Source organism: Butyrivibrio sp. XPD2002 (assembly GCF_000423945.1).
Taxonomy (GTDB): domain Bacteria; phylum Bacillota; class Clostridia; order Lachnospirales; family Lachnospiraceae; genus Butyrivibrio.
On the sequence record NZ_AUIY01000017.1, the window covers coordinates 79,537 to 93,114 of the forward strand.

Below are 13,578 nucleotides of genomic sequence, written 5' to 3' on the forward strand. Positions count from 1 at the left end.
CTCCGAATCATAAGGAAAAGCCTTACTATCTGCATATATAAAGCTATCTTAAAATTATATGTGATTGAAGTGTTAAAAGGGGTACTATACGGTTTTTTAATGTTTTTTTTATGCTTTCGTTATTCTTTTATACCCAAAAAATCGGATAATTGACTATGAGAGATACTTTTGGCACTCCAATATGACAAATTTTTATAGCGGATTAAGCAATGCTTCATCGAGAGGATACATACATGACAGAAATACCTATAGAAGCTCAGATAAAGCCTTTTATCTTTTTAATACTACTCATATGTTTTTTGTCCTTAAACATCATATATGCCAAGACCAATGAAAATCTTGGTAACAAGAGAGAGATAAATGCTTTTAAAGGCATGCTTGTTTCTTTTATGATTTATGTTCTTGAAGATTCAAGGCTTCTTATCGGAGATGCCTTTTATACTGCTCTGCCGCGCCCGATAGTTTTGTTCATAATGTCTACCGGATTTGCATCTATGTCGTTTGCCTGCTTTTTCTGGTTTCTTCATGTAAGCGCTAATCTGAGCAAGCCCTCAGGTCTTTCAAAGATATGCTCCTTTAATATCAGGACAATTCTGATACACCTTCCTCTGGCTCTGGTCCTGCTACTTCTTTATACGCCCTTGTATGTATGCGTTTATGAGCTCTCAGGAAACACTCCTGTTTTCAAACCCATGCTTTCATTTATATTATTGATGGATTATATTTATCTGATATCTGCTACCATTATCTCAATTAGAAACAGAATACAGGCAAAAACAAAGCATGAGAAAAAGAAATATAACAGCCAGATTATTTTCATACTGTTCTTTACCATCAATGGCATTTTGATTGCATTTTTGCTTAACCTTCCTGCCATTGAACTATGTGTTATTCCTGTCGTTTTGAAGCTTTTTGTAGAATTACAAGATGCACAGATATATACGGATGCTCTTACCAAGCTTTACAACCGCAGACGTATGACTGATTTCATAAATGAAGAGATCGCCACCTGCAGTGAAGAACATCCGTTGACTATTATAATGATGGATTTGGACTATTTTAAGAGTATCAATGACATTCTGGGGCATGAGGAAGGCGATAAGGCTCTTGTTGCCATATCCAAAGCCATGCGTAAAATACTCCTGCCCAGAAATGCCGTTGCAGCAAGATGGGGTGGAGATGAATTTGTCATTGCAGGAAAAGATCCTGCACTCTCTTCAGAATTCAGAACTCTGCTCTCAAAGACCTTTGAAGATAATAAGATTCTAGGCTACACCCCTTCGTTCAGCACAGGAACTTATATCTGTACTTCCCATGCCACAACCTGCACTGAGGCTCTTGCCTATGCGGATTCTGCCCTGTACAAGGACAAGGAAGAACGTCACAAGACAGCAGGAGATTTCATACAAAAACTGCATGAAATTAAAATGAAGTAGATTATTCAAAACCTATATAACACAGCAATGCGGAACATTGCCTTTCAGCAACATTCCGCACCACCATATGAACAATATGAAAAACATAGGAGAAACTAAAACATAAACACCTGTCTAAAACATAGGCGAAGCTAACAACAGCTACCTGCATGTAAAATTTTAGTTAGTATATCCCATCAGGTATTCATCTACTTCCTTAGCGCAGGCTCTGCCTTCTGCAATAGCCCACACAACGAGAGACTGACCTCTTCTCATATCACCTGCCGAGAAGATCTTGGTGCCCTCAACGTGGTAGCTGCCCTCAGGAGTAAGGACTGTTCCGCGCTGGGTCTTCTTAAGAGAAAACTCATCAGCAGTATAATCCTCACAGCCGATAAAGCCTGCTGCGATAAGGAGAAGGTCACACTTGATCTTCTTCTCTGTACCTGCAACCTCCACAAGCTTACCGTCCTTGAAGGTAACCTTTACTGTTTCTATCTGCTTAAGTGCTCCCTTCTTATCAGTCTCAATACTCTTGACTGTTGTCTCGAAGACTCTGGGATCACTTCCAAATACATGGATTGCTTCCTCATGGCCGTAGTCTGTCTTTAAGACCTTGGGCCACTCAGGCCATGGATTATTAGCTGCTCTCTCAACGGGAGGCTTAGGCATCATCTCAAGTGCTGTGACTGTCTTGGCACCGTGTCTTATAACTGTACCTATGCAGTCATTACCTGTATCACCGCCACCGACGATCACTACATTTTTGCCTGCAGCATCGATGTATCCGCCGTGCTCTGTAAGTGCAGCTGTAGTTGTATCACCGGAATCCATAAGTGCCTTGGTGGTACTTGTAAGGAAATCTACCGCATTATAAACGCCCTTAACCTTTGCAGGATCAGCTACCGCAAGAGGACGCTCCTTCTTGGCACCGCAGCACAAAACAACTGCATCAAAGCTGCCAAGAACATCAAATGCTTTCTTGTCCTTGCCTACATTTACGCCTGTATGGAAAACAACTCCCTCTTCCTCCATGAGCTTTCTTCTGCGCCTGATCACGCGCTTATCAAGCTTCATGTTAGGGATACCATACATGAGAAGACCTCCGATCTCGTCCTCTCTCTCAAACACTTCGACCTTGTGACCTCTGTGATTGAGCTCGTCAGCAACAGCAAGTCCTGCAGGACCGCTTCCTACTACTGCTACTGTTTTTCCGCTTCTGATCTGCGGGATGAAGGGCTTGATATATCCCTTCTCGTAAGCTGTTTCCACCAGATACAGCTCATTATCATGAACCGTTACAGCATCTCCATACTGTCCGCACATGCATGCCTTCTCGCAGAGTGCGGGGCATACACGACCTGTGAACTCAGGAAAATTGCTGGTCTTGTGTAGTCTTGCAAAGGAGTGCTCATCATGACCTCTATAGAGTTCGTCATTCCACTCAGGTATCAGATTGTGAAGAGGACAGCCTGTAACCATACCGCCAAGATTCATAGCGGACTGGCAAAAGGGCACGCCGCAGTTCATGCAGCGTGATGCCTGTTCACGTCTTTTTTCTGTATCCAGGGGCTTATGAAATTCATCAAAGTTCTTAATTCTTTCCGCCGGTGGTACATCCGTATTGTTTTTTCTTTTATATTCTAAAAAGCCTGTATCTTTTCCCATTTTATGTAAGCTCCTTAAATGCTTCGAGTACTGCGTGCTCGTGATCTATTCCCTGTTCCTCGTATTTTCCGATTGCTGTCAGCATCTTCTGGTAATCGTTCGGAATTATCTTCTTGAAGTCAGGTATATAATTCTCAAAATCTGCAAGGATCTCAGCACCATACTCAGAGCCTGTCTCTGCGACATAATCCTCAAGAATTTCTCGAAGCTCTGCAATATCGTACTTTTCAGTGAGCTCACAAAGAGAAGCCATATCCTTATTCATTCTGAGGTAAAGTGTGTGCTCCTTATCAAGGACATAAGCGATTCCGCCGCTCATTCCGGCTGCGAAGTTTTTACCGGTCATTCCGAGAATGACTGCTCTTCCGCCTGTCATGTACTCAAGGCCGTGATCGCCACAGCCCTCTGAAACTGCTATGGCACCGGAGTTTCTTACACAGAATCTCTCACCGGCAACACCGCATACATAAGCCTTTCCGGCTGTTGCACCATACAGAGCAACATTACCGATAATGATATTTTCATGAGCCTTGTAGGTTGCTTTCTTTGAAGGTCTTACAATTACCTTACCGCCTGAAAGTCCTTTACCGAAGCCATCGTTTGCATCACCGTAAAGCTTAAGTGTTACGCCCTTAGGAAGGAATGCACCGAAGGACTGACCACCGCCGCCATGGGCTTCAACCACAACTGAATCATCTGGAAGCGCATTCTTGAAGTCTGCCGTTACTCTGCTTCCAAGAAGAGTTCCGAAGCTTCTGTCGGTACTTGAAATATCAACCTTAATATTCAGTACAGGCTTCTTTGTAGCTACAACACCATCAACAACTGAGGTTTCAAGACTCTCCTTAAGAGCTTTCTTAGCCTTGTCATATTCAGGAACAAGTACCTTTTTATCAAGAGTCTTCTCAAGTCCGAAGTCATATACATCAGCAGGATCGAAGTGGTTCTTCTCTCTGCCGGGATAAGCATTATTTAAAATCTTTCTAAGGTCAGCTGCGTCCTTGCATCTTGCACCGGGAACGCTTCTCATCTTGAGACAGTCCGTTCTTCCGACCATATCAGTGAGCTTCTTAAATCCAAGCTCGCTCATGATCTCACGAAGCTGTCTTGCTACAAAGAGCATGAAGTTCATAACATGCTCAGGCTTTCCTGCAAATCTCTTTCTGAGCTCCTCGTTCTGTGTGGCGATACCAACAGGACATGTATCCTTGGAGCATACTCTCATCATCATGCAGCCCATGCATACAAGGGGAGCGGTAGCAAAACCGAATTCCTCGGCACCGAGAAGTGCAGCGATTGCAACATCTCTACCTGTCATGAGCTTTCCGTCAGTCTCAAGGACTACTCTGCTTCTAAGACCGTTATCAAGAAGTGACTGATGTGCTTCACTTACTCCAAGCTCCCAGGGAAGTCCTGCGTGGTGAACTGAGGATGAAGGTGCAGCACCTGTTCCTCCGTCATAGCCTGAAACAAGAATTACCTGTGCGCCTGCCTTTGCAACACCTGATGCGATTGTTCCAACTCCTGCCTCAGATACAAGCTTTACTGAAATCCTTGCCTTATCGTTTGCATTCTTAAGGTCGTAGATCAGCTGTGCCAGATCCTCGATTGAATAAATATCGTGATGAGGCGGAGGAGAAATCAGCGCAACACCGGGAGTTGAGAAACGTGTTGAAGCAACCCAGGGGTAAACCTTCTTACCCGGAAGATGACCACCTTCACCGGGCTTAGCGCCCTGTGCCATCTTGATCTGAATCTCTTTTGCACTCTGAAGGTATCTGCTTGTTACACCAAATCTTCCTGATGCAACCTGCTTTACTGCGCTGTTTCTATTAGTACCAAAACGGGCTACGTCCTCACCACCTTCACCGGTGTTGGACTTACCGCCAAGCTTATTCATGGCAATCGCAAGAGTCTCATGTGCTTCCTTTGAAAGTGAACCATAGGACATGGCTCCTGTCTGGAAACGCTTTACGATCTCTTCCTCGCTCTCGACCTCTTCAAGGGGTACAGGCTTTCCTGCAGGAACGAAGGACAAAAGTGCGCGGAGTGTATGAGGTCTGTCCTCATCATCCACCATCTTTGTGTATTCCTTGAAGCGCTCGTAGTCATCCTCACGGACAGCTCTCTGCAGTGTAACGATGGTCTTGGGACTGTACATGTGATCCTCGGTATCCTCACCGCTTCTAAGTGAATGGAAGCCGATGGAATCAAGAGTTGTATCTATTGAAAGTCCCAGCGGATCGAAGGCCTTGTTGTGACGAAGCTCAACGTCCTCTCCGATCTCCTTTATTCCGATTCCGCCTACTCGACTGATTGTTCCTGTAAAGTACTTATCTACAAACTCGCTTGAAAGACCGATAGCCTCAAAAATTCTTGCTGACTGATATGACTGTAATGTTGAGATACCCATCTTTGCTGCGATTTTTACAACGCCGCCAAGAAGTGCCTTGTTGTAATCAGCAATTGCTGTGTGATAATCCTTATCGAGGATTCCGATATCAATGAGCTCTGCGATACACTCCTGTGCAAGATAAGGATTGATAGCTCTTGCACCAAAACCAAGAAGTGTAGCGATCTGGTGAACGTCTCTGGGCTCACCACTCTCAAGGATAAGAGATACAGCTGTGCGCTTTTTGGTTCTTACAAGATGCTGCTCAACAGCAGATACTGCAAGGAGTGATGGTATAGGCATGTGGTTTTCATCAACACCTCTGTCTGAGAGGATAACGATGTTCACGCCGTCTGCTACTGCTCTGTCAACTGAGATGCAGAGCTGCTCCAGTGCTCTTTCAACCGGTGTATTTTTATAATATAGAAGTGATACCTTGCGCACATGGAAGCCAGGCTGATCAAGAGCCTCGATCTTCATGAGATCCACGCCTGTAAGGATGGGGTTATTCACCTCAAGCACCCTGCAGTTATCACTTTTTTCCATCAAAAGGTTACCGTCAGATCCAATGTAAACCGTGGTGTCTGTTACGACCTTTTCTCTTAGTGAGTCAATGGGCGGATTTGTAACCTGTGCAAATAACTGCTTAAAGTAACAGAAAAGAGGCTGATGATGCTGTGAAAGCATAGCCAGCGGAATATCCGTACCCATGGAAACCGTGGGCTCTATGCCGTTCATAGCCATCGGCATTATCTGATTTTTTACGTCTTCATAAGAATACCCGAAAACCTTGTAAAGCTTATCGCGCATCTCCTGTGAGTTTGTGGGTATCTTTTTATTAGGAATCTCGAGAGATCCAAGGTGAAGAAGATATCTGTCAAGCCACTCACCGTAGGGCTTTGATGTTGAATACTTCTTCTTGCACTCCTCATCTGAAATGATGCGTCCTTCCTTTGTATCAACAAGGAGCATATGTCCCGGTGAAAGTCTGGACTTCTTAAGGATGTTCTCCTCAGGAATATCAAGTACACCAACCTCAGATGCCAGAATAAGCCTTCCGTCCTTTGTGACATAGTATCTGGAGGGACGAAGACCGTTTCTATCGAGGGTTGCACCGAACACTTCGCCATCTGTGAAAAGTACAGCTGCAGGACCATCCCAGGGTTCCATCATTGTTGCATAGTAGTGGTAGAAATCCTTCCTGTCCTGCTCCATGAAATCATTGTGTTTCCAGGGCTCGGGAATTGTGAGCATCATAGCAAGCGGAAGGTCCATTCCGTTCATGTAAAGGAATTCAAGTGTGTTATCAAGCATCGCAGAATCAGAGCCTGAGGATGCGATAACGGGATATACTTTTCCAAGGTCATCTCCGAAAACGTCAGATGACATGGTCTCCTCACGGGCGAGCATTCTATCGCTGTTACCACGGATTGTATTGATCTCACCGTTGTGGGCGATCATCCTGTACGGGTGAGCTCTCTGCCATGAAGGCGTGGTATTAGTTGAAAAGCGGCTGTGCACAAGTGCTACCGCTGTATGATAATCAGGTGAAAGAAGATCCTCATAGAAGTTTCTAAGCTGACCTACGAGGAACATACCCTTATAGACGATAGTTCTGGATGAAAATGAGCAGATATAGGTATCCTCTGAGGATTTTTCATACTCACGTCTCAGCTGATAAAGTCGTCTGTCGAATTCTATGCCTCTATCCGCATCAGAGGGTCTCTCAATGAAACACTGACTGATGTAGGGCATGCAGTTTCTTGCTACTTCTCCCAGAATTTCAGGGTGGATTTCAACATCTCTCCATCCGAGAACATTGAGATTTTCCTTCTCTGCAATAACTTCAAGCATGCGCTTTGCAAACATTCTCTTCATGGAATCCTGAGGGAAGAAGAACATACCGATTCCGTAGTCACCGGCAGATTTAAGCTCTATCCCTGCCTTCTTTGCTTCCTTTGAAAAGAATTTGTGAGAGATCTGGACAAGGATTCCGACACCATCACCCACTTTACCTGTTGCGTCTTTTCCGGCTCTGTGCTCAAGCTTCTCAACAATGCTCAAAGCATCGTCGAGCACTTTATTGTCAGCCTTGCCGTCGATATTAATAACTGCGCCGATACCGCAGGCATCGCGCTCATTCATCCATGTTTCCATTATGTACCGCCTTATATATTAGTATGAGGCTCCGAATAATAACATGCTAAGTACACATATTTGTTCGTGTTGAACAAAGTATGTGCACTTAGTCTGTTCCTCCATCGGAGCTGCTTATTACTATAAACAAAGTAGAATCATCTAAGTGAGAATAACATCTGACCATAGGTCGGGTAGCTTAAGTATTTATCAGGGATAAGAGCCTCAGCTTCATCAACATACTTACGAAGTTCATCCATGTCAGCAAGGATTGTCTCCTGATAGTAAGAAGCTGTGTCGAGGACCTCAGTCTTTCCTTCTGCTGTCTTGGTGTCTTCTGCAAGCTTATCAAGAGCTTTGCTCATCTCTGCAGATGCCTTATCAAGTGTCTTTAAGATGCCTGTCTCATGCTCTGCACATGCACCGTCGATGAGGCTCTTTTTCTGGATAATCTCCTTAGTGAGATCCTTCTGGTAAGCAACAAGACCTTCTGTGAAGTCTTTTCTTACCATCTCCTGCATTGTGAGAGACTCGATGTGGATTGACTTTGAGTAGTTCTCAAGGAGAATCTCATATCTTGAGTGAAGCTCTTCCTTAGTGAAGATGCCATGCTTTGTGAAGAGGTCGATTGACTCATCACTGATCCAGTAAGGCATTGCATCGGGAAGTGACTTAAGGTTCGGAAGTCCTCTCTTTGCTGCTTCCTCAACCCACTCATCTGTGTAGCCGTTTCCGTTGAAGAGAACTCTCTTATGCTGTGAAAGCTCTTCCTTTAATACTTCAAGGATCTTCTCCTTAAGCTCGTCTCCGCTGTATGCTGAAAGCTTTTCATAAAGCTTTGCGATCTCTTCTGCTACTGCAGTGTTAAGTACGATGTTAGCGTTTGCTACAGAAACTGCTGAACCGGGCATACGGAACTCGAACTTGTTTCCTGTGAATGCGAAGGGTGATGTTCTGTTTCTGTCTGTGTTGTCCTTTGTGAAATGAGGAAGTACATTAGCACCCATAGCCATCTGTACCTTGCCCTGGCCTTCGTATGCTGTTCCTTCTTCTACGCCCTTAAGAACGCCTGCGAGCTCGTCACCAACAAAGATTGAAATGATTGCCGGCGGTGCTTCGTTTCCACCAAGTCTGTGATCGTTTCCTGCAGATGCAACGGAAAGTCGAAGAATCGGCGCGTACTCATCAACTGCTGAAATAACAGCCATTAAGAATACAAGGAAAGGAATGTTGTCGCTGGGATGCTTTCCGGGATCAAGGAGGTTCATTCCTGTGTCAGTGCAAACTGACCAGTTGTTGTGCTTACCTGAACCGTTGATTCCCTCGAAGGGCTTTTCATGTAAGAGGCATGCGTAGTTGTGCTTATCAGCAACCTTTTTCATAACCTCCATAGTAAGCTGGTTGTGATCAACAGCGATGTTTGCTGTCTCAAATACGGGTGCAAGTTCGTGCTGTGAAGGTGCAACCTCGTTGTGCTTTGTCTTAGCGGGAATGCCCAGTTTCCAGAGCTCCTCGTCAAGATCATGCATGTAAGCTGATACCTTGGGCTTGATTACGCCAAAGTAATGGTCCTCCATCTCCTGTCCTTTTGTTGCAGGTGCACCGATAAGGGTACGACCTGTAAAAAGAAGGTCCTTTCTCTTTTTGTAGAAGTCCTTATCAATAAGGAAATACTCCTGCTCAGAGCCGATTGTGGTGTTTACGCGCTTTACATCTGAATATCCTAACAGGTGGAGCATTTTAACCGCTTCCTTTGACAGAGCTTCCATCGAGCGCAGAAGAGGTGTCTTCTTATCAAGCGCTTCTCCGCCGTATGAACAGAAAGCGGTAGGAATGTAAAGTGAACCATCTTTTATAAAGGCAGGAGATGACGGATCCCATGCAGTATAACCACGTGCTTCAAATGTTGCACGAAGACCGCCTGAAGGAAAACTTGATGCATCGGGCTCGCCCTTTACAAGTTCTTTTCCTGAGAACTCCATGATGACTGTTCCGCCATCAACAGGAGAAATGAAGCTGTCATGCTTCTCAGCAGTAAGCCCGGTCATAGGCTGGAACCAATGTGTGAAATGTGTTGCACCGTTCTCTACTGCCCACTCCTTCATAACAGCTGCAACGCAGTTAGCTACGTCCAGCTCAAGGTGAGTTCCCATCTCAATTGTCTTATGAACAGCTTTATAAATATCCTTAGGAAGGCGCTGTTTCATTACCTTGTCATTAAAAACCAAACATCCAAATTCTTCTGTAAGTTTGCTTGCTTCTATCATTTTTCTCCTCCTTAAATCCGGTTCCTCTGTTGCAGAACCTCACTTAATAATTAACAATTTATTTTCCGCTGGCGCCGTAGTTTGAAAGAACTCTCGCGGACGGGTCGTTTACGTCACAGCCCTTCCAACTCTTATTTGGCATCCAGAAATCAATTACCATGTCGGATTGATCTGTGTAATACTTTTCAAAGATCTCTCTATATAAAAGCGATTCCTTTGTAAAAGGTGTCGCATGTGTGTACTTCTTTACTTTTTCAGCATATTCCTCATCTGTGTAATGAGCCTCTGCATATTCCATGAGGTCGTCTCTAAGTGAGTGTCCAACCGCATCAGAGAATGCAGCCTTTTCTCTCATCAGTATTGAGTGAGGAATAAACTCATCAGGTTCAAAGGCTTTTCTCAAAAGGTACTTGCCCATTCCGTAGGTGTTGAGCTTCTTTTCAGGATCAATGCTCATAACGTAATCCACGAAATCAAGATCACCGAAGGGAACTCTTGCTTCGAGAGAGTTGACGCTTATACATCTGTCTGCACGAAGTACATCGTACATGTGAAGCTCTCTTACTCTCTTCTTTGCTTCCTCCTGGAAGGCTTCAGCACTCGGAGCGAAGTCCGTGTACTTGTATCCGAAAAGCTCATCAGAAATCTCACCTGTTAAAACCACCTTTATGTCTGTGTTTTCATGAATCCATTTACAAAGAAGATACATTCCGATTGAAGCTCTGATCGTTGTTATATCGTAGGTTCCAAGTGCCTTAATTACAGGCTCCAGTGCACCGAGAACATCTTCCTTGCTGATTATCACCTCGTGGTGATTGCTATGGATATAATCTGCAACCTCTCTTGCATATTTCAGATCGATGGCATCTATATCCATTCCGATTGCAAATGTCTCAATCGGCTTATCAGATAAGCTTGCTGCAACTCCACAAACCAGAGATGAATCCAGACCTCCTGAAAGAAGGAATCCAACAGGAGCGTCTGCATCCAGTCTCTTCTTTATTCCGTTTAGGAGCTTGTCGTGAATATTTTTTGTAATAGTTTCTAAGTTATCAGTTCTGACTTCCTTTACCTGAGTCAGATCTCTGTAGCATGTAAACTTGCCATCCTCGTAGTAATGTCCCGGAGGGAACGGCATTATCTTTTTACATACACCTGTAAGGTTTTTGGGTTCTGAGGCAAACAGTATGTAGCCATCCTCATCATATCCATAGTAAAGAGGTCTTATTCCTATCGGATCTCTTGCTGCAATGAAGTCTCTCTTTTCCCCATCATAGATGACCATTGCAAACTCAGCGTCGAGAAGTGAAAACATCTTAGTTCCAAGCTTCTCATAGAGTGGAAGTATGATCTCACAATCGCTGTCACTCACGAATGAGTAACCTAAAGATTTGAGATATTTTTTCAGAGCATTGAAGCCATATAATTCACCATTACAGATAACAGCATTACCATTAAGTTCGAAGGGCTGCATTCCTTTGCAATTAAGTCCCATGATTGCCAGCCTGTTAAATCCAAGCCATCCACCCTTCACCTTAAGAGTCCTGGATTTATCAGGTCCTCTCGATGCTGTTCTCTGGAGCATTTCTTCAAAATACTCCTTACTAATCTCTTCTCTTGCATATGTGAGAATTGCGCACATATCTGTTGTTCCTCCTACAGTTACATTTATTCTTACTCGGCATCAGCCAGAGCGAGTACACCTTCTTCGCCTGTTCGAATCTTAACTACGTTGTCGATGCTGTAAACGAAGATCTTACCATCACCGATCTTACCGGTGTAAAGTGTTCTCTTAGCTGCTTCGATAACATCCTCTACAGGAATCTTGCTGACTACAACCTCAAGCTTGATCTTGGGAAGAAGTGTTACATCCATTTCAACACCGCGGTACTTCTGGCCTGAGCCCTTCTGTACGCCACATCCCATAACCTGAGTTACTGTCATACCTGTTACGCCAAGATCGTTCATGGCCTTACGAAGCTTGTCATATCTTGAAAGCTTTGTAACGATAACTACTTTATGTATAGCTGCATCTGTCTTCATAGGCTGTGTAACAACCGGGACAGAAGCATTCTTCTGGAATTCTGAAGCCTCATCGTAATCGCTTACGCCAAGGTCTGTATTTTCATTGACGCTCATGTTAAGTGTGCCTGATACATCCATAAGTGCGAATCCTGAGTAAGCTGATGCAAGGCCGTGCTCTGTAGCATCAAGTCCTGTGATCTCCTCTTCTTCAGTAACACGAAGTCCAAGTGTAGCCTTGATTACTGCGAAGGTGATTGTGATTGTTACTGCTGTCCATGCTGCTACTGCAAGGAATCCTATAAACTGAATTCCAAGGAGCTTAAATCCGCCGCCATAGAAAAGACCAACCATCTCGTTTCCTGAAGCATCTGCGATGCTGTATCCGGGTGCTGAATTTGTAGCGAAAAGACCAACTGCAAGTGTTCCCCAGATACCGTTTAAGCAGTGAACTGCAACTGCTCCAACCGGATCATCAACGTGAAGCTTATAATCAAGGAACCAAACACCGAAGCAAACAAGAAGACCTGCTACGATACCAATTACTATTGAACCAAATGCATCTGTCACGTCGCAGGGAGCTGTGATTGCTACAAGACCTGCAAGTGAAGCATTGAGACACATTGAAACATCGGGCTTACCATACCTCAGCCATGTGAAGATCATGCAGGTTACTGTTGCAAGTGCAGGTGCGATTGTTGTTGTTACGAAAACTGAACCAAGCTGATCAACTGATGTACATGCTGCTCCGTTGAATCCATACCAGCCAAGCCAGAGAATGAAAACACCAAGAGCTGCTGCTGTAAGGTTGTGTCCGGGAAAAGCGTTTACCTTAACTACGTCGCCGTTTGCATCCTTCTCGAACTTACCAATTCTTGCTCCCAAGAATGATGCACCGATGAGAGCTGAGATACCACCAACCATGTGGATACATGTGGATCCTGCAAAATCGTGGAATCCCATCTGTGCCAAGAAACCGCCGCCCCATGTCCAGTGAGCTTCAATCGGATAGATGATTGCTGAGATAACTGCTGAATATACACAGTAGGAAATGAACTTTGTTCTCTCAGCCATGGATCCTGAAACGATTGTTGCTGTTGTTGCACAGAACACAAGGTTGAATACGAAATTGGACCAGTCGAAATTTGCATAGCTTGTGAAAATATCAAATCCCGGCTTTCCGATGATTCCCATCACATCTTCACCAAGTAATAAACCAAAGCCGATAAGGATGAAAACCACAGTACCGATACAGAAATCCATCAGGTTCTTCATGATGATGTTTCCTGTATTTTTTGCTCTTGTAAATCCTGCCTCACACATTGCGAATCCGGCCTGCATCCAGAAAACAAGAGCTGCGCCTATCAAAAACCAAACTCCAAAAACACTCGAATCGATTGTACTTAAAATCTCTTCACTCATAACATGCTCCTCCACGTCCCAACTTAATGGGATAAAAAAAGCGGCGCAGACAGGGAGGGTATATCACCCGATGCCCCATTGCACCGCTAAATAATTTATTTTATTGCATGAATACCTGTATACAATTGTATACATCTCCGGAGTAGTATTCGAAAGGTACAGAAAAGGCGCCTTAGAGTGTTATCTCTAAGACGCCTTTGTCTTTTATAGTTTGTGATTGTACGCTTGTGTATACAATCTGTCAAGGAGTGATTTT

General features: G+C 44.3%; 6 protein-coding genes. 1 reads left to right on the forward strand and 5 read right to left on the reverse strand.

What is annotated here, in order from left to right; translation table 11 throughout:
* The first annotated feature begins 233 nt into the window (after window positions 1-233).
* The gene (locus G587_RS0109750) at window positions 234-1,436 is read left to right on the forward strand and encodes a GGDEF domain-containing protein (RefSeq protein ID WP_026492083.1); all 1,203 of its coding nucleotides are present in this window, start codon (window positions 234-236) and stop codon (window positions 1,434-1,436) included.
* Between the two features lie 159 nt (window positions 1,437-1,595).
* Here G587_RS0109750 and G587_RS0109755 read toward each other — a convergent pair whose 3' ends face one another.
* The 5 genes from G587_RS0109755 to G587_RS0109775 form a co-directional block, all read right to left on the reverse strand.
* Window positions 1,596-3,083 (reverse strand): glutamate synthase subunit beta, encoded by a 1,488-nt coding sequence (locus G587_RS0109755; RefSeq protein ID WP_026492084.1) that lies wholly within the window; start codon window positions 3,081-3,083, stop codon window positions 1,596-1,598.
* 1 nt (window position 3,084) lies between these two features.
* On the reverse strand, window positions 3,085-7,632 hold the full coding sequence (gene gltB / locus G587_RS0109760) for a glutamate synthase large subunit (RefSeq protein ID WP_035786295.1): 4,548 nt from the start codon (window positions 7,630-7,632) through the stop codon (window positions 3,085-3,087).
* A 137-nt stretch (window positions 7,633-7,769) separates the two neighbouring features.
* Window positions 7,770-9,878, reverse strand: a complete 2,109-nt coding sequence (locus G587_RS0109765) for a glutamine synthetase III family protein (RefSeq protein WP_035786296.1) — start codon at window positions 9,876-9,878, stop codon at window positions 7,770-7,772.
* Window positions 9,879-9,936: 58 nt separating this feature from the next.
* Window positions 9,937-11,520 carry an asparagine synthase B gene (gene asnB / locus G587_RS0109770; protein ID WP_026492087.1) on the reverse strand — a complete coding sequence of 528 codons (1,584 nt, stop codon included), beginning with the start codon at window positions 11,518-11,520 and terminating at the stop codon, window positions 9,937-9,939.
* A gap of 32 nt (window positions 11,521-11,552) precedes the next feature.
* Window positions 11,553-13,322: an ammonium transporter gene (locus G587_RS0109775; protein WP_026492088.1), complete on the reverse strand. Its 1,770-nt coding sequence runs from the start codon at window positions 13,320-13,322 to the stop codon at window positions 11,553-11,555.
* Between the last annotated feature and the right edge of the window lie 256 nt (window positions 13,323-13,578).

What these genes read in the sequence shown, in the direction of transcription:
- G587_RS0109755 (WP_026492084.1), bottom strand. Translation starts at nt 3,083, where the DNA reads ATGGGAAAAGATACAGGCTTTTTAGAATATAAAAGAAAAAACAATACG.
- G587_RS0109765 (WP_035786296.1), bottom strand. Translation starts at nt 9,878, where the DNA reads ATGATAGAAGCAAGCAAACTTACAGAAGAATTTGGATGTTTGGTTTTT.
- asnB (WP_026492087.1), bottom strand. Translation starts at nt 11,520, where the DNA reads ATGTGCGCAATTCTCACATATGCAAGAGAAGAGATTAGTAAGGAGTAT.
- gltB (WP_035786295.1), bottom strand. Translation starts at nt 7,632, where the DNA reads ATGGAAACATGGATGAATGAGCGCGATGCCTGCGGTATCGGCGCAGTT.
- G587_RS0109775 (WP_026492088.1), bottom strand. Translation starts at nt 13,322, where the DNA reads ATGAGTGAAGAGATTTTAAGTACAATCGATTCGAGTGTTTTTGGAGTT.
- G587_RS0109750 (WP_026492083.1), top strand. Translation starts at nt 234, where the DNA reads ATGACAGAAATACCTATAGAAGCTCAGATAAAGCCTTTTATCTTTTTA.